This window comes from Pandoraea pneumonica, assembly GCF_902459645.1.
GTDB lineage: Bacteria > Pseudomonadota > Gammaproteobacteria > Burkholderiales > Burkholderiaceae > Pandoraea > Pandoraea pneumonica.
The window spans coordinates 1-21,208 of record NZ_CABPSK010000001.1; the positions used below are offsets into that span (position 1 = coordinate 1).

19 protein-coding genes are annotated in these 21,208 nt (G+C 62.7%); 4 read left to right on the forward strand and 15 right to left on the reverse strand.

Annotated features, from left to right (window positions below):
* Window positions 1–304 precede the first annotated feature (304 nt).
* Both gudD and PPN31114_RS00010 read right to left on the reverse strand, forming a co-directional pair.
* A complete protein-coding gene (gene gudD / locus PPN31114_RS00005; protein WP_150677496.1) occupies window positions 305–1,633 on the reverse strand; it encodes a glucarate dehydratase in 1,329 nt (442 codons plus the stop codon).
* Between the two features lie 364 nt (window positions 1,634–1,997).
* The gene (locus PPN31114_RS00010) at window positions 1,998–2,936 is read right to left on the reverse strand and encodes a LysR substrate-binding domain-containing protein (RefSeq protein ID WP_246182343.1); all 939 of its coding nucleotides are present in this window, start codon (window positions 2,934–2,936) and stop codon (window positions 1,998–2,000) included.
* A 229-nt stretch (window positions 2,937–3,165) separates the two neighbouring features.
* Between PPN31114_RS00010 and PPN31114_RS00015 the strand changes: the two genes are divergently transcribed.
* Window positions 3,166–3,648 carry a hypothetical protein gene (locus tag PPN31114_RS00015; protein WP_246182344.1) on the forward strand — a complete coding sequence of 161 codons (483 nt, stop codon included), beginning with the start codon at window positions 3,166–3,168 and terminating at the stop codon, window positions 3,646–3,648.
* Window positions 3,649–3,688: 40 nt separating this feature from the next.
* On the opposite strand, the gene PPN31114_RS00020 is transcribed toward PPN31114_RS00015, so the two are convergent.
* The 10 genes from PPN31114_RS00020 to wrbA form a co-directional block, all read right to left on the reverse strand.
* A complete protein-coding gene (locus PPN31114_RS00020; RefSeq protein WP_150677497.1) occupies window positions 3,689–5,038 on the reverse strand; it encodes an MATE family efflux transporter in 1,350 nt (449 codons plus the stop codon).
* Between the two features lie 12 nt (window positions 5,039–5,050).
* On the reverse strand, window positions 5,051–6,781 hold the full coding sequence (locus tag PPN31114_RS00025; protein ID WP_150677498.1) for an ArnT family glycosyltransferase: 1,731 nt from the start codon (window positions 6,779–6,781) through the stop codon (window positions 5,051–5,053).
* 271 nt (window positions 6,782–7,052) lie between these two features.
* Window positions 7,053–7,319 (reverse strand): type B 50S ribosomal protein L31, encoded by a 267-nt coding sequence (locus PPN31114_RS00030; RefSeq protein WP_150677499.1) that lies wholly within the window; start codon window positions 7,317–7,319, stop codon window positions 7,053–7,055.
* 159 nt (window positions 7,320–7,478) lie between these two features.
* The gene (locus PPN31114_RS00035) at window positions 7,479–8,333 is read right to left on the reverse strand and encodes a M90 family metallopeptidase (protein ID WP_150677500.1); all 855 of its coding nucleotides are present in this window, start codon (window positions 8,331–8,333) and stop codon (window positions 7,479–7,481) included.
* Between the two features lie 78 nt (window positions 8,334–8,411).
* A complete protein-coding gene (locus tag PPN31114_RS00040) occupies window positions 8,412–10,025 on the reverse strand; it encodes an MFS transporter (RefSeq protein ID WP_150677501.1) in 1,614 nt (537 codons plus the stop codon).
* Between the two features lie 16 nt (window positions 10,026–10,041).
* Complete coding sequence (locus tag PPN31114_RS00045; RefSeq protein ID WP_150677502.1) at window positions 10,042–10,560, reverse strand: MerR family transcriptional regulator; 519 nt, start codon at window positions 10,558–10,560, stop codon at window positions 10,042–10,044.
* 113 nt (window positions 10,561–10,673) lie between these two features.
* Window positions 10,674–11,027, reverse strand: coding sequence for a hypothetical protein (locus tag PPN31114_RS00050; protein WP_150677503.1), 354 nt, complete (start codon window positions 11,025–11,027; stop codon window positions 10,674–10,676).
* A gap of 624 nt (window positions 11,028–11,651) precedes the next feature.
* On the reverse strand, window positions 11,652–13,073 hold the full coding sequence (locus PPN31114_RS00055; protein ID WP_150677504.1) for an FAD-binding oxidoreductase: 1,422 nt from the start codon (window positions 13,071–13,073) through the stop codon (window positions 11,652–11,654).
* A 5-nt stretch (window positions 13,074–13,078) separates the two neighbouring features.
* Window positions 13,079–13,519, reverse strand: coding sequence for a DUF2069 domain-containing protein (locus PPN31114_RS00060; protein ID WP_150677505.1), 441 nt, complete (start codon window positions 13,517–13,519; stop codon window positions 13,079–13,081).
* Between the two features lie 96 nt (window positions 13,520–13,615).
* On the reverse strand, window positions 13,616–14,203 hold the full coding sequence (gene wrbA, locus PPN31114_RS00065; RefSeq protein WP_150677506.1) for an NAD(P)H:quinone oxidoreductase: 588 nt from the start codon (window positions 14,201–14,203) through the stop codon (window positions 13,616–13,618).
* 194 nt (window positions 14,204–14,397) lie between these two features.
* Between wrbA and PPN31114_RS00070 the strand changes: the two genes are divergently transcribed.
* Window positions 14,398–15,738: a YihY family inner membrane protein gene (locus tag PPN31114_RS00070; protein WP_150677507.1), complete on the forward strand. Its 1,341-nt coding sequence runs from the start codon at window positions 14,398–14,400 to the stop codon at window positions 15,736–15,738.
* On the opposite strand, the gene PPN31114_RS00075 is transcribed toward PPN31114_RS00070, so the two are convergent.
* The 3 genes from PPN31114_RS00075 to PPN31114_RS00085 all read right to left on the reverse strand — a co-directional run bounded on the left by PPN31114_RS00075 (window position 15,728) and on the right by PPN31114_RS00085 (window position 18,391).
* A complete protein-coding gene (locus PPN31114_RS00075; protein ID WP_150677508.1) occupies window positions 15,728–16,051 on the reverse strand; it encodes an Mpo1-like protein in 324 nt (107 codons plus the stop codon). The genes PPN31114_RS00070 and PPN31114_RS00075 overlap by 11 nt on opposite strands.
* A 148-nt stretch (window positions 16,052–16,199) precedes the next feature.
* Window positions 16,200–17,090, reverse strand: a complete 891-nt coding sequence (locus tag PPN31114_RS00080) for an alpha/beta fold hydrolase (RefSeq protein WP_150677509.1) — start codon at window positions 17,088–17,090, stop codon at window positions 16,200–16,202.
* A gap of 14 nt (window positions 17,091–17,104) precedes the next feature.
* Window positions 17,105–18,391, reverse strand: a complete 1,287-nt coding sequence (locus PPN31114_RS00085; protein WP_150677510.1) for an O-acetylhomoserine aminocarboxypropyltransferase — start codon at window positions 18,389–18,391, stop codon at window positions 17,105–17,107.
* A 440-nt stretch (window positions 18,392–18,831) separates the two neighbouring features.
* On the opposite strand from PPN31114_RS00085, the gene PPN31114_RS00090 reads away from it, so the two are divergent.
* Window positions 18,832–19,287 (forward strand): CBS domain-containing protein, encoded by a 456-nt coding sequence (locus tag PPN31114_RS00090; RefSeq protein WP_150677511.1) that lies wholly within the window; start codon window positions 18,832–18,834, stop codon window positions 19,285–19,287.
* Window positions 19,284–21,203 (forward strand): MFS transporter, encoded by a 1,920-nt coding sequence (locus PPN31114_RS00095; RefSeq protein ID WP_150677512.1) that lies wholly within the window; start codon window positions 19,284–19,286, stop codon window positions 21,201–21,203. The genes PPN31114_RS00090 and PPN31114_RS00095 overlap by 4 nt, the downstream gene beginning before the upstream one ends.
* The last annotated feature ends 5 nt before the right edge of the window (window positions 21,204–21,208 follow it).

The window sequence follows — 21,208 nt, forward strand, 5'->3', positions numbered from 1 at the left end:
GAGCGGTAGTTCAGTTGGTTAGAATACCGGCCTGTCACGCCGGGGGTCGCGGGTTCGAGCCCCGTCCGCTCCGCCAAGTAAGAAAGCCTGTTCAACGAAAGTTGGACAGGCTTTTTTCATTTCTGGACGCCATTTGGTGAATCTCTCGCTGCGTTTCCTCACTCTTTTGCAGCGTTAATTCTCGCTATCTCTGCTCAAAAATCCCCTTGCGGATGTTTCGCGTGATTTTTCGATATCACGCAATTCGCTCGCATTGCGACAGCGCCATGACAGGCGCTGCGCAATTTTTCGGCAAACCTCTCGTTTAGCGCACCAGACAAGGCCGCTTCGGATCGAATTTCCAGTCGGAAATCAGATACTGCATCGCCACGCTGTCGTCGCGCGCGCCCAATCCGTGTTCGAGATATTGCGCGTGGGCGGCTTCCACGGCATCCATATCGAGCGTGACACCCAGCCCCGGAGTTGTCGGCACCTGCACCTTGCCATTCACGATTTGCAGCGGTTTTTGCGTCAGATACTGACCGTCTTGCCAGATCCAATGCGTATCGATGGCCGTGATATTGCCGGGGGCAGCAGCAGCCACATGCGTGAACATCGCCAACGACACGTCGAAGTGATTGTTCGAATGCGAGCCCCACGTCAGCCCCCAGTCGTTACACATTTGCGCAACGCGTACCGAACCCTGCATCGTCCAGAAATGCGGGTCGGCGAGCGGAATGTCGACCGACTGCAATTGAATCGCATGGCCCATCTGACGCCAGTCCGTCGCGATCATGTTGGTGGCTGTCGGCAGGCCGGTGGCGCGCCGGAACTCGGTCATCACTTCGCGGCCCGAATAGCCGTTTTCTGCACCGCAGGGATCCTCTGCGTAGGCCAGCACATCGTGTTTGTCGCGGCACAGGCGAACCGCTTCTGCGAGCGACCACGCGCCGTTCGGATCGAGCGTGACGCGCGCCTGCGGAAAGCGCTTGGCCAGTGCGGTGACCGCCTCGATTTCGGCGTCGCCCTCGAGTACGCCGCCTTTGAGCTTGAAGTCCTGAAAGCCATACCGCGCGTGTGCCGCTTCCGCCAGTCGAACCACAGCCTCGGGCGTCATCGCGACTTCCGTGCGTACGCGCTCCCAATCGTCGCGCGCGTGGCGGTTGTCGTCGTAAGGCAGGTCCGTCGCATGACGATCGCCAATGAAGAAGAGATAGCCCAGCATCGCGACCTCGCTGCGTTGCTGACCTTCGCCAAGCAGCGCAGCGACCGGCACTTCCAGATGTTGGCCCAGCAGGTCGAGCAGCGCTGCTTCGAGCGCCGTGACGGCATGAATCGTCGTGCGCAGGTCGAAGGTTTGCAGGCCCCGGCCGCCGGCGTCGCGATCGGCAAACGCGCGGCGTGTCTGACCGAGAATCGCTTGCACGTTGGCGACGGATTGGCCGACGACATACGGGCGTGCATCCTCGAGGGTCTTGCGAATCGACTCGCCGCCGGGGACTTCACCAACGCCGGTGTGTCCGGCGCTGTCTTGCAAGATCACCAGATTGCGCGTGAAGAACGGGCCGTGGGCGCCGCTCAGATTCAGCAGCATGCTGTCGCGTCCGGCAACCGGAACGACGCGCAACGCAGTAACGATGGGGGTACGGGGCATGGCGAGTGAGACCTTGTCTGACGAAAGAATGGATGGGAGATACGGGGGAGATTCAACGCCGTTGTATGTTGTCAGACAACATTTTATGGAAAGTTCTTTCGAATGCCTTTTCGGGTATACCCTTTTGCACGCGAAATTCGGCGTGTTCGCGGGCTACATCCTTTGATTTGTAGCGCCACGTGGCGGGCCTGCGTCGTCATTTGCGAGGTGCGGCGAGCGGATGATTCCGTCTGCCCGTCATGTCGTTCACGACGAAATTGTTATCGTACAACGTGATGTCGCGAGCGGCTGCCAAGTCCGCCGCCGTCAATGTTCAGTTCTGTCTCGGCGGGGCCCGGCAGCGGGCATTACGTTATCCGCTGGATCAAGCGCTTTCTGCGGGCCGATGCATCGCATGCGGCCGGTTCATGAGCCAGTCGATGAACGTGGTCAGGCGGGCGTCGTCGTCGGTTCGATACAGGCAGTGATAGGGCGGGCCTTCGAGGCGTACCGTGTCGTCGAAGAGGGCCACCAGCCGCCCACGGTCCAGATCGTCCTGAATGACTGCGCGTGGGGCGAGACAGATGCCATGACCGCTCGACGCGGCTCTTAGCACCAGCAGAAACTCATCGAAGATCGTTCCGCGCAGCGTTTCGCCCACGCTCACCTGAGCGCAGTGGAACCAGTACTGCCAGCCTTGCGGAAGGCCTGCGTAGTGCAGCAATGGGGCGCGAAGCAGGTCCGCGGGAGTACGGACGTCAGCAAGCCCAGGATGGTCGGGCGCACAGACGGCGACCGCTTCGCTGCGTAGCCACGGTTTCGACGTGAAGCCCTGTCGACGTAGCTCAGGTGTGTATCGGCGAATGACGACGTCGCTGGTTTCGTCGATGTGCGCCACGTGCTGATCTGGCGTCGCGATGAGTTCGACATCGATGTCTGGATGATGCGTGCGGAAATCGGCGAGTTGCGGCAGCAGCCACGCATGGGTGAACGACGTGGACGCATTCACGCGAATCGGCAGGTGGGTGGTGCTGTCCAGCATCTGCTCGGTCGCTTCGGCAAGGCGGCCGAGGCAGGCGGTGACGTCGGTCCAGTAGTGGCGGCCACGCACCGTCAACCGCACTGAGCGACCATCGCGCTCAAATAATTTCTGACCGAGAAAAGACTCGAGAGCGCGAATTTGCTGGGCGACGGCACTTTGCGTGACGTTCAGCGCATCGGCGGCGAGCGTCAGGCTATTCAGACGCCCGGCGGCCTCGAAACTGCGCAGTGCGTTTAGGGGCGGAAGGCGGCGCATGTGGCGCGAGGGGCGCAGGGGGCGCATGGCAAAACCTTGTAGAACGGCTAATGCGTTGGCAAGAAAATGTCATTTGTGGCGGGCAATGCGGGTTCCTATTATAGGGGCGCTCTCTCGTCCTCCTAAATGCATGAATTCGATCAAACTACCGCAAATTTTTGTCCTGCCCGTGGTGGGTGTTGGGCTTCTCGTGGGACTCGCCGCGTGCGCCAGCCCACCGGCGAATGAAAGGGAGACGGGGAGCGGAGGCGACTTGGTGCGCTACAGTTCGCGGCAAGTCAGTGTCGACCTCACCGACGAGCAGCGAGAGACGCTGCGGCAATTGCGGGATCGACGTTTCGTCGGGAATGTTGGGAATGCCGGGACGCAGCAGGCGCGCATACTCGATGCCATCTCCAAAACGCTCGCTCAGCAGGGTTATGCGCCGATCTCCGTCGATGCAGACACGGGCGTGGTCGAAGCCGAGCGCAATACGGTGCTGGTGCCCAAGTGGCGTCAGATCGCGCGGGGCGTTCTGAAGGCGCGTATCGGCGGGCTGCCGGGGCGGCCCGATCACGAGCGGATGGCGGCAATCATTACGGTGCGCACCGTCGATGGCAAACAAGAGTTGCTGGTGCGTGTGCGATTCGACCGCACAGTCTGGGACAGCAATGGCGATGCCCGGACGGAGACCGTGATTCAGAAGGACGTCTACGACGGATTTTTCGGGGCGCTGGAGGTGGCCGTGCGCGCAAATTAGCCGAATGAGCCGAAAGAGCCGCGGCGTCCGGCAGTTTTCACTACCCTTTGGCGCGCGCCACCCAGCGCAAATAGCCCAGCAGCCCGAACGCTGCGACGGCAAGGCTCGCGCTGTTGGCGAACCAGAAGCCCTTAGCGCCGTGCAGCCATACCGGCGAGAGGCCCCAGCTGTCGAAGCCCAGCACGTAACCACCGCCCAGCCCCACGCCCCACAACGAAATGGCGTAGATGACGGTCGGAATGACGGCGACTTTCCAAGCGCGCAACACGAAGACGGCGCTCACTTGCAGCGCGTCGAAGAGGTGATAGAACGCGACGAACGCCAGCAGCGGGGTGGCTACGGCGGCCACCATCGGGTCCGTCGTATAGGCTTCGACGATCAGCGGGCGGCCGAGCCAGACGAGCGTAGCCAGACCTGCGCTGAGCATCGCGGCAAACGCGATGCCGTGCCGTCCGACGAGATGCGCGGCCTTGAAGTCGCGGGCGCCGATCGCTTGCGCGGTGAGCGTGGCCGTCGCAATGGCAATCGACATCGGTAGCATGTACACCAGCGCACCGAGGTTGGCCGCGATCTGATGCCCGGCGAGCGTGATGTCGCCCATGCGCGTGATGAAGATCGCCATGAACGAGAAGGCCGTCACTTCGATCAGATAGCTCAGCCCCATCGGTACGCCGAGTTTGAGCAGTGCGCGGATGGCGGTCCATTGCGGCCAGCAGAACTGCGAGAAGATGCCGAACTCGCGCAGCTTCGCGTGCCGCACCATGAGCGTGAGCCCCAGCGCGCACGAAACCCAGTTGATTGCTGTCGTCGCGATGGCGCAGCCGGTGCTGCCGAGCGGCGGAATGCCCAGACTCTCCACGCCGTAGATCAGCGCGAGATTGAGCGGCACCTTCAGTGCCAGCCCGGTGAGCTGAATCGCCATGACGATGCGCGGCTGCGCGACGGCCGTCGAGAGCGACGAGTACACGCGAAACAGCAACGCTGCGGGCAAACCGAGCGCGAGCACTTGCAGATAGGCGCTCGCGCGCGCTTCCAGTTCGGGGTTCGCTTCCGACAAGCGCAGGATGAACTGCGGATGCGTGAGCAGCAGAAAGCCGGGGATCGCGAGAAAGAGGGCGAGCCAGATAGCTTGGCGCACTTCCTCGCCGATCGCCGACCGCTCGCCCGCGCCAAAGAGTTGCGCGGCGATCGGTGAAAGCGCGACGAGAATGCCCATCAAGCCGACGTACACGGTGATGTAGATCGAACCGCCGAGGGCGAGCGAGGCGAGATCGAAGGCCGACGCGCGCCCGACCATGGCCGTATCCATCACACCGAAGGCGATGACGGCGAGTTGCCCGATCAGCACCGGCCAGGCGAGGCTGGCGATGCGCTTGATGTCATGCCACATGGCGGCGACCGATCAACGCGGACGCGCCGAGCGGCGCCACGGACGTTCTTGCAAGACGTAAAGACGGAATCGCTCGTCGCGGTCGGCGGCGCGCCGACCTTCCCAGAGCTGACGCCACTCGTACGGGGCGAGCGAAAGCGGCTCGCTGTAGTCTTGCGAATCTTGGCGCAGCAGCACGTCGCAGTCGTCGTTTGCCGAGCCAAAACGCATCTTGCCGAAGTAAGCGAACGAGGCGAGCTGCGCATCGCCCACGCGTGCGGTGCGAATGCAGGTGTAGTCCGCGGGCAGGTGCGCGGCAATCTGTGCGGCCACGTCGCGATACGTGCGGCCGTAGTTCACCACCGGCAGCCAGAGCGTCATGAGCAGCACCCACATCAGGGTAGTACCGCCCGACGAGAGCACGACGCTGCGCCACATGACCTTCGGGCTGCGCGACACGCGCCACGCCACGAGTGCCACCCATGCGCCAGTGACGGCCAGCGCGCTGATGAGCGTCACCCAACTGAATTCGGGATTGAAGCCGGGCACGAGGCGGCGCAGATTGCGCGCCGTCGATGCCGGAAAACCGGTGATGCCCGCCAGCCACACAATCCACACGAAGCACGCCAGCACGGTGAACGACAACACGGCAAACCAGTCGATCGCGTTCACCGTGCCGCGCTTGAGCGTTGGCAGGCCGAACGCGGCAATGATCGAAAGCGCGGGCAACGCGAGCATGAAGAGCTGGTTGCCCTGATGGGCTTGCAACACGATCAGCACCAGAATCGGCACGGCGAGCGCCAGCGGAATGGCGATGTGCGGTGCCCGGCGCATGCCGCGCCACGAATACAGCGACCACGCCGCCAACGGCCATGCCGGCCACGCAAACAGCGCCAGATTCTTGGTGATGTAGCTCAGCGAGTCGAGTGTCGGGCCGCTGAATGCGTCGATCCCGATATGCGCCCACTCCCGCAGCCAGCGCTGCGCGCCATCGGCAAATTTAAGCGCGGCGAGCGGCCAGGCGCAGGCGATGATCACGGCGACGGGCGTCGACACGATCAACAGCATGCGCAGCGGCACAGCGCGGCAGAGTACGCCGACGGCGATGCCAGCCACCCACAGCGCAAGCGTCATGAGCGGCGACGACGCGAGCGCCATGCCGCCCAGTGCGAGGCCGAACCACACGGCACCCTGACGCGGCTTGTCGAGGCTGCGCACCAGGCCGTAGATCGCCATGGAGATGAGCGTCAGTTGTCCGACCGTGGCGGTGGTTTCGTGGCCGCGTTCGGCCAGACCGAAGCAGGCCAGCAAAATGAGCAGTGCGCCATCGGCGAGCGTGCGGCCGTAGTCGCGCGGTTCCGGTTCGCCGCCGAAGGCATATTTGAACGGTTGCACTTCCGGGCGGCGGCCCAGCAAATAGGTGCCGTACCAGATGAACGTGCAGGTTGCGTAGAAGCACAGGCCGGTGACGATGCGCGCGGCGTCCGGCGCGTCGAGCCACGAGAAGGTGCGAATCGCGAGAGCGCCCAGCCAGGACACCAGCGGGCCGTTATCGTAGATGGGCTTGCCGGCGATGTTAGGCAGCAGCCAGTCGGCCACTTGGCCGTGCGCCATTGTCCACATGATGCCGAACCCGGCAGCATCTTCGTTCTTCCACGGATCGCGACCGAACAACCCCGCCAGCACATAGATGACACAAATGGCAAAAAGCAGCGAGCGAGGAAGCGCGCTGGTAGCGGAGGCAGTGATGCGAACTCGTTTCATAGGCCGGACGACGTTACCGGCCACTAGGCCGGTTCGCGGAAAAACAGGGCGCGAGCCAGAGATGGCTCAGGAGAAAATACAGGGAAAACCAGAAAAGCCGACAGTATGACAGTAACCCGGGGCGTAACGCTGGGCACACCCAACAAAAAGGGGCAGCCTGAGCTGCCCCTTTCCGATGCTTTCCAACGCTGGGGATTCAACCCCGAGATGTCGGCCCGTCGGACTTGCCGAGGGCGAGACTTCGCGTTGTGCGGCGCGTCGCCTGTAAAACTTAGGCGACCTTGCCGCCGGCGCGGTTGCCGAACTTCTTCTTGAACTTGTCGACGCGGCCTTCGGCATCCATGATGCGCGTTTCGCCGGTGTAGAAGTTGTGCGATGCCGACGACGTATCCAGCTTCACGAGCGGGTAGGTCGTGCCATCAACGTCGATCGTTTCCTTCGTCTGGATCGTCGAGCGGCTGATGAATTGGAAGTCGATGCCCGGGGTCATGTCCTTGAACACGACTTCGCGGTAATTCGGGTGAATGCCTTCTTTCATGATGTACCTATGGTTAAGTCGGTAGCCAGTCTGCGCGGGGGACCTCCCCGCTAACGCCGTCGCGCACGTGTGAACGTCTGCGACTGAAAAGGCGTCAACCACTTTCCGGGTGAGCAAAACGCGCATTATGCCACGAGAATCGCGAATTTCGCAACGATTTCATGGGCTTGGGGCCACTGGCGGGGCCTTGGGTGGCGCGGTTTCACCGCCTGCTGTCTGCGTTGCGGCCGGATCCTGCAAAAAATACCGAGAAAACAACGTGTAAAGCGCCGGATATTCGTTGCGAAACGCAACTGGTGCGACGAAAAACGCTTCTGCGCAGATCGCAAAGAACTCCGATTCGTGCTCCGTGGCGTAGGGGTCCAGCAGCGATGTCGAGGCGAAGGCTTCCCAGCGGGTGTCGGGTACGTTCGACACGTGATGGCAGAAGTCTTCGTAAGCCGGATCGAAGACCTCGCACCACGCCTGTTCGGTCAGGTCGCCGTGCAAGCGCCGGATGAGCGGCGGCACGCCGTTGGCTTCACCGTTCTCCATATCGAGCTTATGGACGAACTCATGAATCACTACGTTGTAGGCGAGCACGTCACTCGTTTGCACGTCTTGCCACGAAAGCATCACGGGGCCGCCGTCCCAGGCTTCGCCGCTGGCTTCCTGTGCCACGTCGTGCACGACACCGTCTTCGTCTTCCACCGTCTTGCGAATCAGAAACTCGCCCGGATACAGCACGATGCCTGTCCACCCGCGATAGAGCGCGGGCGGCAACTGGAGAATGGGCAGGCAGGCTTGCGCGGCCACCGACACCTGCATCGCTTGCGTGAGCGGTAGATCGTGTGCGGTGGAGAACTGTTTGCCGCCCAGAAAGTCGGTGGCCAATGCGCGCAGCTTGTCGAGATCGGCAGCGCTACGAGAGGCGAGAAAGGGCAGTGCATCGACGACTTCGCGCCACAGATCATCGTCGATGGCGGGGCTTGGCGCGTGCGATGGCATGAAGCGTGAGAGCAGAGCTTTGAGCATGACGGCCGAGGCAGCGAGAGCAGGAGCGCCGGTGCGCCCCGATGTCGTGGCGCGCCCTCCGGCGGGCACGTCACGATTCTAATTTAGCTGCTTCTGGAACGCTGCAAATATCGCGCCGCACAGGGCCACGATGGCGATGAAATGGAAGCCATCGATGAACGACAGAAAAGCGGCCTGCCGCTCGATCATTTGCGCAATCTGGGCGAGCGCCGCGCCGTGCGTTTGCGACACAGCAACGCCAGCGTGCGCGAGGGCATTGGCGAGTGTGTCGAGCGTCTGCGTGAAAACGGGGTTGTAGGGGTTGGCAATCTCCGTGAGGCGTGTGCGGTGCAGCGCTTCACGATGCTGGTCGAACGCCACGATGGTCGAGACGGCAAACGAGCCGGAGAGCTGACGCAGGATGTTTTTGAGCCGGTAGCCGTGCACGAAACTCTCGTGATCGAACGTGCGGAACGTCAGATTGGCGACTGGCAGCACGGTGAAGATGCCGAAGACTGCCTTGAGCGCGAGCACCCCATAGAGCTGGCTTTGCCCGGCATTGGGCGGCATCGCACCGAGCCAGAGACTCGTGGCGATGGTCATCACGAAGCCGCTGACGATCAGATATTTCTTGCGGGTGATGAACTTCGCGACCCGGAAGTACAGCATCAGCAGGATGACGGTGAGCAGCGCCGAATAGCCGAGCAACTGGCCGGTACGCTCGACCGTGAAGCCTAGCCCTTGTTCGAGCAGGCGCGGCATCAAATAGCTCTGCGTGTTCGCCAGATAGTAGTAAGCGGCGTAGAGCAGCAGACCGACCTGAAATTCGCGCCGACGCAGCGATTGCAGGCGAATGAAGGGGGCTGGGTGTTGCCACTGGTGATAGCCGAACCACACCAGCGCTCCTACGCCAGCCACGGTGAGTAGCGGCAGCCAAGGGGTTTGCAGCCAGAGGGTGTAGCGCATTTCCTGAAGCACGACCTGAAATGCGCCCATCGCGAGGGCGAAGGCCATGAACGGTGCAAACGGGTAGCTGCCGCCAGTGGCGCGATCGCGCAGGCGTCCGACGTCGGGAATGGCGAACCAGGCGAGGGCCGCGAGCAGCACGGCGGGTGGCGCGGTGCATAGGAAAAGCGTGCGCCACGTGTAAGCCGAGACGAGCATGCCGCCGATGAGCGGGGCGGCTGCCGAGCCGGTAAAGAGCAGCAGGGCAAACGTCTGCACTGTCTTGCCGCGCCGCTCGGCGGGCACGCTGACTTGCGCGAGGATGCGGCACGAACTCATCCAGCTACCGGCGCAAAACCCTTGGCAGGCGCGCGCGATCACCAGTTGCGTAACGCTTTCGCTGGTGCCCGCGAGTACTGCGCCGCAAGCGTAGAGAAGCAGGGAGGCGGTGAGGTATCGCCGGTAACCGATGCGCTCGACGAACCACTGCTGTTTGAGGATGGCGAGGACCGACGCGATGCCGTAGGCGGTCGTCATCCAGACGAATTCTTTGGGGGAAGCATCGACGCCGCCCGAGACATAGACGGCGAAGTAGACCAGCAGCGCGTTTTCGAAGAATTCCAGCCCGGGGATGAGGCCGAGCGCATAGCGATAGGCTTCGGCGCGCATCGGCCGCAGCGAGCCGCCGCCTGCGCTGCCCGAGCCGCCCTGTGCGGGCATCGCAGGCGGTGTGGGCGTGGGGCCGGTGGGCGGGGCGGCGGAGGTCATATCAGGCGGTGGGGAATTACGATTTGCGCCGTTTGGCGGCGCGCTCGGCCAGCAGGTCGTCGGCGGGCACGCCGCGCAGTCGCTGGTCGATATATTCGAGGTCGTGGGTCATTTGCGCTTCCATTTTTTCGGCTTCGCGCAACTCGCGCCGCACTTGGGCGGTGCGTTCGCGCAGCGTTTCGAGCTGCGAGTGGAGGGCGTCACGCACGACTTGCAGATCTTCGTCGTTCATCCGCGACTTGCCTGCTTCGACGAGTCGCATGGGGCGTTTGAGCATCTCCGTGATGGCGGCGATGGAGAAGCCGAGCGAGCGCATGCGCAGAATGCGGCCGAAGGTGGCGAGATCGGCCTGCGTGTACATGCGGTAGCGGCCTTCGCTGCGGGCGGGCACGACGAGATTGAGTTCCTCGTAATACTTCAACGTGCGCGCGGTGACGCCAAGCGCGGTGGCCGCCTGACTGACGGTGAGTAGGTCGCTGTCAGCGGCATCGTGGCGTGGGGCAGACGACGCCGTGTCGGTGGGATCTGTGGGCATGGGGCTGCCTCCGATCAAATGATGGGCAGCATATTAGCACAACATGTACGTGAACGTACAGGTTTGGGTGAAAGAAGGAAGACAGGGGGCGGGCGCCCGAAGGCGCCGCAAATTTAGCGAGCGGATTCGTTCGGCGCGGTTTCCCAGCGAATCGCGCGTACCCCTGGGGTATCGCCAAGGGATGAGACCAGATGCACGAGCGCGGCGCGTTGTCCGCGTTCGCAGCGCAGTACGTAGTCGAGTTCGAGCAGGTAGCCGCCTGAACGTTGGGTACGTGCGGCGGTTTCCAGCTTGAGTTGCTGCGATTGAAGGGCGGTGCGCACCTTGACGTCGATCGCGCTGGCTTTTGAAGCGAGCGTGAGCACGACCAGCCGGTATTGCGGCGACGTCGTGACGGTGGCCGGCGCGGCGGACGTGCGGGCGCGCTGGCGGCCGAACAGCGTTGGGATGAGCATTTGCAGCGTCATGTTGACCTCCTGAATCGAGGGCCCGAATCGATGGGCCTGAGACGGTGGATGCCGGGGCATGGCGGCGCGTGTCACGTTGGCAGCGCACGCGTGCAGGCGGATCGCCGGCGCACGTGACGGTGCTGCGGTTGGTGCAAACGCGCGAAGGTTACGCAAGCGTCGACAGGCTATGCGGGCAGGGCTTGCTGCCAGTGCGGTGGCGAGCAAACACGCGCATCAAGCGTGTCGTTCCCGAACGCGCGAGCGCATTCGGTCATAGCTGAACTGCGGTTGGAGGTGCTGGAAAACGTTGATCGCTGCCGAAAATCAGAGCCAGCCTTGAGGCTGATGATATTGGTGCGATCGATGCACTACCGCTGCGACATTGGGGCCGGCAGCGGCAGTCGAGAGGCGACTGCGGGTTACCGGGCCAACGCCTCGTCGGTCATTGCCGACGCTTGCGTGCTACTAGAGCAACTGCCCACGGAAAACTCCGTCGTAATTGGAAAGACGTGATTTTAGGGTTTTATGCCGCTTCTGTAAAGAAAACGGCCCGATTTCGCGGCGTTTTGTCGCGAAATTGACGATATTTTTACGGAGTTCGGCAGGTTTTCGAGTGAAAAGGCGCTGATACCTGGGTGCACGTCAGTCCGGCAGCACTTTCCCGGGGTTCATCAGGCCGAGCGGATCGAGGGCGGCTTTGATCTGGCGCATCAACGCGAGTTCGACGGGGGATTTGTAGTGGGCAGACGCGTCGCGCTTGAATTGCCCCAGCCCATGTTCCGCGCTGATCGTGCCGCGATGGGCATGCACGCTGTCGTGCACCGCCGACGTGACCGGTGCTTGGTAATCGCGCAGAAACGCTTCCGGGTCGGCCCCCGCCGGGGCCATCACGTTGTAGTGGAGATTGCCGTCGCCAAGGTGCCCGAACGTCACCATGCGGGCGCCGGGCGCGATCTGCTGCACGATCGGATCGGTAGCTGCGAGAAAGGCGGGGACTTGCGATACCGGCACGGCGATGTCGTGCTTGATGTTCAAACCGGTGGCCGATTGTGCGAGCGGAATGCTCTCGCGCAGGTGCCAGAGGGCGTTCGATTGTGCGAGGCTGGCCGCGACGATGGCGTCGCGCACGATGCCACGCTCGACGGCCGTGGTGAGCAGTCGCTCCAATAATTCGCGGGCGTGGGTTTCGCTTTCGTTGTCGGAGAGTTCGAGCAGCACCGCCTGCGCATGGGGTTCGCCAAACGGATAACGCTGCTGCGGGAACACTTGGGCAACGAGTTGCAGACAGAAGTCCGACATCAACTCGAAGCCGGTGAGCAGCGGGCCAGCCATCGATTGCGCAAGATTGAGCAAGGCCAGTGCTTGCGCCGGACTATCGAGGGCGGCGAGCGCCGTCATGCGGGCGGCGGGTTGAGCGAACAGCTTTAGTGTGGCTGCGGTAATCAGCCCCAGCGTGCCTTCCGCGCCGATGAAGAGGTCGCGCAGGTCGTAGCCGGTGTTGTCCTTGCGAAGCCCTCGCAGGCCATCCCACAACTCGCCTTGCGGGGTGACGACTTCCAGCCCCAAACACAGCTCACGGGCGTTGCCGTAACGCAGTACCGCTGTGCCCCCCGCGTTCGTTGCGAGATTGCCGCCAATGGTGCAACTGCCTTCTGCCGCGAGACTCAACGGGAACAAACGCTGTTCTGCCGCCGCCGCGGTCTGCACGTTAGCGAGCAGAACCCCGGCTTCTGCGGTGAGCGTCATGTTCTCGGCGTCCACCTGCCGGATGCGATCCAGCCGTCGCAGGCTAATGACGACCTGCTGCCCGCTTGTGTCGGGGGTGGCACCCCCGGCCAAACCGGTATTGCCGCCTTGCGGCACCATCGACACGCCATGCGCGACGCACAGGCGCACCAGGGCCGCGGTCTGCGCGGCGTCGGCGGGGCGCAGCACGGCGAGGGCGCGTCCGACGTAGCGCTTGCGTTGATCGATCAGATAGGGGGCGATGTCCGCGTCGTCGCGCAGCACATGGTCGCCGCCGAGGAGGTCGCGACAGGCGGTGAGAAAGGCGGTGTCGTTCATCGGAACTAATGCGTGGCTGCTGTTTGCCGACTGCGGGCCTTCGCCGCGCGTTTGAACGGGCGCAGGTAGAAAACGGTGGCGAAAAAGAAGATGGCCGATAAGGCCGTCTCAATCCACGCGAGCGTGGCGGAGGGGCCGGTGTCCGTCATGCCGCGTACCACGCCTTCTGCAAGAAACAGCAGGATGAACATGCTCGACCATTGCAGCGTGTACAGATTGCCGCGCAACACGCCGCGCAACGGCAACAGAAGCAACAGCGCCTTGAGTACCAGCCACGAGCCGCCCGGACGCAGCGGTGCGAGCCACAACTCCCAAGCGACCGATAGCGCAATTAACGCCAGCAGGCTGGCGATGCTGATGCGCCGCAGCGTGCTGGCGCTTGCCGGTTGGTCACGCTGATCGGCGGATTTTTGCGACTCGGGCGTCTCGGGCGGTGTTGCAGTCATGGGCTGTCTCGGTTGCCTTAACTACTGCTGCGTGGAGCGATATGCCTAGCGCGTCGCCTCTTCGTGCGCATTCGCTAGGCAATCACGCAAAAAACGTCATTCTGCCAGCTTGAGTGCCGCGCGTGCGAGGCGTGCGCCGAGTGCCGACGCCAACTGACGCTCGTCGGCCGACAGCGGATTGCCGTCATGCGCAAAGTGCGTCGCGCCGTAAGGCGAGCCGCCCGTGCGGGTGCTCGACAACGCGGGCTCCGTGTACGGCAAACCCATCAGCAGCATGCCGTGATGCAGTAGAGGAATCATCATCGAGAGCAACGTGCTTTCCTGCCCGCCGTGCAAGCTCGCGGAAGACGTGAACACGCAGGCGGGTTTGCCTGCGAGCGCGCCCGAGAGCCACTGCGGCGTGGTGCCGTCGAGGAAGTATTTGAGCGCGGCGGCCATATTGCCGAACCGGGTGGGCGAGCCGAGTGCCAGCCCGGTGCACTCTTCGAGATCGCGAAGTTCGACGTAGGGCGGGCCGCTGTCGGGAATGTCGGAGGCGCTGGCTTCACACACCGTCGAGACGGCGGGCACCGTGCGCACGCGGGCTTGTGCGCCGCGCACGCTGTCGATGCCGGCGGCGATGCACTGAGCGAGTTGGGCGGTGGTGCCGTGCCGGCTGTAATACAGGACGAGAATTTCGGTCATGAAATCGGAGTGAGATCGCGCGACCCGAGGCGGCAAACGGCCCGGAACCTTGGGTGTCGAGTGAAAACGGGGCAAAAAGTGCGGGTATTATAGGGCGTTCCTAAGCGAGTAACCTTGGCCGTGCGCTTGCGTGTTCTTGCCCATCCTTGCATGTTCTCGCATGTCCCCGTAAGGCCTTTCTCAAGGAGCCCGATTTGATCAAGCTGTCCCGCATCAACTGGAACAACGTTCGCCAACTGCTGAAGTACGCGCTCTCGCGTGCTCAGGACGATCGGATTCCCCAGGTGGCGGGTAGCCTCACGTTCACTTCGATCCTCTCGATCGTGCCGCTGTTCGCGGTCACATTCGCGCTGTTCACGGCGTTTCCGATCTTCAAATCGTTTCGCGATTCGCTGCAAGGCTTTCTCATCGAGCATCTGATGCCGGAGAGCGTCAACGCGCAAATCTTCGGCTATCTCAATCAGTTCGCGGCGAAGGCGACGAGTCTCACGGCGTTCGGCCTGATCGGTTTGCTGGTCACGTCGGTGCTCACGTTGATGACGGTGGAATCGGCGTTCAATGTGATTTGGCGCGTGCCGCGCCCGCGCCCGCTGGCTCAGCGGTTGTTGATCTATTGGAGCCTGCTCACGCTGGGGCCTTTGCTGTTCGGCGTGAGTCTGTCGATCAGTTCGTACATCTTCACGCAATCGATGTCGCTGGTGAGCACAATGCCGCCGGCCGCCGCGTCGCTGCTGAGCTTGATTCCCCCGGCGCTCACGAGCGTGGCGTTCATGCTGATGTATCTCTACATGCCGAACTGCAAGGTCGATTGGCGCGACGCGCTCGCCGGGGGTGTCGTGGCGGCGCTGGCCCTCGATCTGACCAAACGGGGATTCGGTTTGTACATTCGGCAGTTTCCGACGTACACGGCGGTCTACGGCGCGTTTGCGGCGGTGCCGATTTTCCTGTTGTGGATTTATCTCTCGTGGCTGGTGGCACTGGTGGGCGCGACGATCGCCTCAGTACTGCCTGCGCTGCGTTTGGGGCACTTTCAGTACCCGCAGTTTCCGGGGAGCGATTTGCTCGATGGTCTGACGCTGATTCACCTGCTCAATCAGGACCGCGAAACCGGCGGACGGGGCCGTACGACGATCGAACTTGCGCGCGCCATGCACACGAGTCTCGATCATGCCAACGCATTACTGCTGCGGCTGGAGCGCATGGGGTGGGTTGGCCGCATGATGATGCAGCCGCCTGCCGAGCGTTGGTTGCTGCTGGCGAACCCGCATACCGCGACGCTCGCACCGCTCGTCGGGCAACTCGCGCTGAACGTGGACGAACTCGCCCGTCAGATGGAGCGCCACGCACTCGACGGCGCGCACGTGGCCGAGATTCTGCGCGAAGGCAAATGGGATGTGCCGCTCATCGATGCGCTGCCTCGTGAAGTCGCTGATGAGGACGATGCCACGTCTGAGCCTGCGCCCGATGGGCGCGAGGGGCACGACGGGCATGACGGCACCGAAAGCGCTAGGGGGCAGGGAAGCGCTAGAGCTTGATGCGCCCGAGGCAGATGTCGCGAAACATCACCCAGTCACCCAGCAGGCTGTAGAACGGATGGCGAAACGTGGCAGGCCGGTTCTTCTCGAAAAAGAAATGGCCGACCCACGCAAACGCATACCCGCACACGACGGCCGCCGGTAGCCACCAGACATTACCCGTCACCGCAAACACCAGCACACACGCAATCACGCCCCACGAGCCGACAAAGTGCAGACGGCGGCACGTGGTATTTCTGTGTTCGCCCAGATAAAACGGGTAGAAATCCGCAAACCGCGTGAACGCGGGCGCGGCGTCGTGGGAATCTCGCATGGCAAGCCTCCTTTGCGAGTTGGCGCGCTGGATGTCGCGGCAATTCGCGCATTCAACCGCACACTCAGTCGCGCACTTAGTGGCGCAATGAGTAGCGTGCCTAGTCGCGCATCTAGTAATGCGTCTAGTGACCTATTTAGCGACGCACTTAGTGTCGCATGAATTGAATTAGCGCATCGAGCAACGCGTCGGGCTGTTCCGTCATGATGGCGTGCCCCGCGTTGACGGTTTTGACCGTGACCGGGACACCGCCTGGATTGCCTGTACCGCCCACACCACCCACACCACTCGCGCCTTCGGTGCCACACGAGGCGCTCGCATCACCCGCCCGCAGTGCGTCCAGCAGTGCTTTCGCCGAGCGTGGCGGTGTCATCAGATCGCGTTGTCCAAGCACCGCCAGCACGGGGCATTTCACCCGTGCCGCCGCCTCCCAGCCCTGATCGTAGCTATTGCAGGCTTCGAAATCGGTCAGAAACACTTTCTCTCCGGGGTTGCGTTTTGCGACGCGCTCCATCAGCCGCTGGTTACCGCCCCACGTCCAGAAACCGGGGCCGGGTGCCGAGGGTTTTGCGGCAAGCGTGCTGTGCGACCACTCGTTGACGAGCGCAATCGCTTCCGGTTCGCGCTGCGCAGCGGCTTCAAGCAATGCGTCGGAGACTTTCATCGGATACGCGGTGCCGACGAGCGCGATGCGCGACACGCGCGTTGGGTGACGGGCCGCCGCATCCAACGCAATCAGCGAGCCCATGCTGTGACCGATCAGCGCGGCGGACTTGACGCCCGCCGCGTCGAGCACGGCAACCACCCAGTCGGCCAGCGCGCCGATCGTCTTGAGGGGGGTGCCTGCGCTGCGATGGTGGCCCGGCAAGTCGAGCGCGAGCACGTTCATGCCGTGATTCGCGAGATATCGGCTTTGCAGTCCCCACACGCTGTGGTCGTGCTGCGCGCCGTGCAGAAAGACGACCGTCGGCTGCGACGGCAGAATCGGTTTGCCAGCGGTATAGGCGTAGACGGTGTTGCCCGCGACGTCGAAGTTCATGAATCGTGTCCCCTTTATCGTTTTGTCGATGCCTTCAGGCCGCGTTTGAGGTCTTGAATCAGATCGTCCGGATCTTCCAGTCCGATCGACAGGCGCACCGTCCCCTCGCCGATACCCGCGGCAGCCAACGCTGCTGCGTCCATGCGGAAGTGCGTCGTCGAGGCCGGATGGATGACGAGCGAGCGGGCATCGCCGACGTTGGCCAGATGCGAGAACAACTGCAACGATTCGATGAATCGGCGCCCGGCTTCGCGGTTGCCGTTCAGATTGAAGCTGAAGACCGCGCCAGCACCGCGCGGCAACAAGCGCTTGGCCAGCGCGTAATCCGGGTGCGAGGGCAGTTCGGGGTAGGCGACTGACGCGACCGCTTCGTGCCCCGCCAGAAACTCGACGACGCGGCGCGCGTTCTCCACATGTCGTGCCATGCGCAGCGGCAGCGTTTCGATACCTTGCAATAGTTGCCATGCTGCCTGCGGGTGAAGGCACGCACCGAAGTCACGCAAGCCTTCGCGGCGCGCACGAAGCAGGAACGGTGCGACGGAGCTTTCTTCGGCAAACACCATGCCGTGAAAGCCGTCGTAAGGCTCGGTCAGTTCGGGAAATTTGCCGCTGGCCTCGAAGTCGAACGTGCCGCCGTCGATCAATACGCCGCCAATCGTCGTGCCGTGTCCGCCGAGAAATTTGGTGGCCGAGTGATAAACGAGGTCGGCACCATGCTCGAACGGCTTGATGAGCCATGGCGTAGTGAACGTGCTATCGACCATCAACGGCACACCGGCGTCATGTGCGATTTGCGCGACGCTCGGGATGTCGAGCACGTCGAGCCCAGGGTTGCCGAGGGTTTCGCCGAAAAACAGACGCGTCTCCGGCCGCACGGCGGCTCGCCATCCGGCAATGTCGCCCGGTCGCACGAAGGTGGTTTCGATGCCAAAGCGGCGCAACGTGTAATGCAGCAGGTTGTGCGATCCGCCGTACAACGCGCTCGACGCCACGATGTGCGAGCCCGCCCCCATCAATGTGGCGATGGCCAGATGCAAGGCCGCCTGACCACTCGCCGTGGCAATCGCGCCCACGCCGTTTTCGAGCGCGGCCATGCGTTCTTCAAACACAGCGTTGGTCGGATTGGAAATGCGCGAGTAGACATGCCCGGCGCGTTCCATGTTGAACAGCGCGGCGGCCTGATCCGAATCGGTGAAAACGAAGGAAGTGGTCTGGTAGATCGGGGTGGCGCGCGCGCCCGTTGTGGGATCGGGGGCGGCCCCGGCATGCAGGGCAAGCGTGTCGAAATGCGGTACGGACATGTCGGTGAAGGCCTCGTAGCACAAAAGAGAACAGCGGGAGATCCAGCGGGAGCGTCGGCCGCTGCGTCGTGAATGTCTGCGAGAGAAGCGGCGGCGGTGTTACTTGACGTATACGGCAATGCTAGCACCACCTTCGGGCGCGCCGACAAGGTTTCGTGAAGGTGTCGTGGAAATTGCGGTGTCGTACGAGACATTGCATAGCGTGTTGTCCGAGCGGGAGGGGAGAATCGGCCGAAAACCCGCGCCACGCGGCGATGGACGCGTTGTCGCGCCTTTCCTTTTGAGATGCTTTCCGATAGCATCACTTCAACTAATTACAATTCAGTGCGGAGACGCTGGCAGACACGCCGGTGCTTCGCGTCGCTCATGAAGTCCGGCGGCAGGATCTGCGGTAGCGTTGTGCAGCCTGCGCCCGAGTCATACCAAGAGGAGTGTGTGCCATGCGTGTGTCTGACATCCTGAAGGTAAAGGGCAACACCCTTTTCACCGTGACCCCGGAAACGTCGCTGGCCGAAGCCGTCGACACGATGGCGGAGCACGACATCGGCTCACTCGTCGTGATGGAGTACGGCGATCTCGTGGGCATGCTCACGTTCCGCGAAATCATCAATACGATCAGCAAGAACGGCGGGACGGTCGGCACGTCCACCATTCGCAAAGTGATGGACGATCACCCGCTCACCTGCACGCCCGAGACGGATGTCAACGAAGTGCGCCGCATGATGCTCGAGCGCCACGCGCGTTATCTGCCGGTGATGGACAGCCGTACGTTGATGGGCGTGATTTCGTTCTATGACGTGGCGCGTGCGGTCGTCGAAGAGCAGTCGTTCGAGAATCGTATGCTCAAGGCCTACATTCGCGACTGGCCGGCCGAGGAAGCGGAAAGCACCAAGTGAGCCAGCCCAGCCAGCGCGGGGCACGCGGCGAGGGCCACCAATCCCGATTATTGAAAGAGCGTCGTTTCGCGCCGTTTTTCTGGACACAGTTCCTGGGCGCGATGAACGACAACGTGTTCAAGATCGCGTTCACGTCGCTTGTCACGTACCACGCATCGCTCTTCCAAGACGTCGACGGCAAGACGGCCGCGTTCCTGATTTCCGCGATCTTCATTGCGCCGTTCCTGCTGTTTTCTGCCACCAGCGGGCAGATTGCCGACAAGTTCGACAAGGCGCGCCTGATCCGCTTCGTCAAGACGTTGGAGATCGCCATCATGGCCGTCGGTGCGGCCGGCTTTCTCTGGGCGAGTGCGCCGCTGCTCTACGTTTGTACGTTCCTGATGGGGCTGCACTCGACGCTGTTCGGGCCGGCGAAGTACGCCTATCTGCCGCAACATCTCGGTGACCACGAGCTGGTGGGGGGCAACGGACTGGTGGAAATGGGGACGTTTGTCGCCATTCTGATCGGCACCATCATCGGCGGCGAAATTGCCGGGATCGGGGCATCGGCGTTGCCGTGGCTGGGCGGTGTGTGTGTCACGCTGGCCGTCGTGGGACGATTCGTTTCCTCGTGGGTGCCATCGACACCGGCGGCACAGCCGGACCTGAAAATCAACTGGAATCCGTTCACCGAGACGTGGCGAAACCTGCGCATCGCGCGTACCGAGCGGGCGGTGTTTCTCAGTCTGCTGGGCATCTCTTGGCTGTGGTTTCTCGGGGCGACGTTCCTCGCGTCGTTCTTCAATTTCTCCCGTGATGTGCTGGGTGCCAACCCGAACGTCGTGACGTTGCTGCTGGCGATGTTCTCGATCGGTATCGGTGTCGGCTCGATGCTCTGCGAGCGCCTATCGGGCGGCAAGGTCGAGATCGGTCTCGTGCCGTTCGGCTCGGTCGGTATGACGGTCTTTGCCGTGGATCTGTATTTTGCAAGCCGTGGCGGTGCACCCGGGGCAACGTTGCAGACTGTCGGCCAGTTTCTTGCACAACCGGGCCACTGGCGCATCCTGGCCGATCTGTTCCTGCTGGCAATGTTCGGCGGCTTCTACAGCGTGCCGCTTTACGCATTGATTCAAAGCCGGAGCGCTCCCTCGCATCGTGCGCGCATCATCGCTGCAAACAACATTCTGAATGCCCTGTTCATGGTGGTGTCGGCGCTGATGGCCATGGCACTTACGCGTGCCGGATTCACCATCGACCAGTTGTATCTCGTCACGGGCATTCTGAATGCGCTGGTGGCGGTGTATCTCTATACGCTGCTGCCTGAGTTCCTCATTCGCTTTGTCATGTGGTTGCTTCTGCACACCGTGTACCGCATCGATGTGCGGGGCGCCGACAGGATTCCCGACGAGGGGCCGTGCGTGCTGGTGTGCAATCACGTGAGCTTCGCGGATGCCGTCGTGATCGGCGCGTCGATTCGTCGGCCGGTGCGCTTCGTGATGGATCACAGAATCTTCCGCATCCCGGTGCTGTCGTGGTTCTTCCGTACCGTGAAAGCGATTCCGATTGCCCCCGCGCATGAGGACGCAGAAGCGCTTTCGCGTGCGTATGAAGCCATTGCGAAAGCGCTCGATGCGGGCGAGGTCGTGTGTATCTTTCCCGAGGGGAAGCTCACGGCGTCGGGCGAATTGCAGGCCTTCAAGCAAGGCGTGCGACGCATTCTCGACCGCTCGCCGGTGCCCGTGGTGCCCATGGCGCTTCGCGGGCTGTGGGGCAGCTTCTTCTCGCGCCATGGTGGCGCGGCGATGACGCGGCCGTTCAAGCGCGGCATCCTCAACCGACTGGAGCTCGTGATTGGCGAGCCGGTCACCGCAACCCAGGCTACGCCCGAGGTGCTGCGCGAGCGCGTGCTCGAATTGCGCGGCCCTTGGCCTGTCTGAGCGCG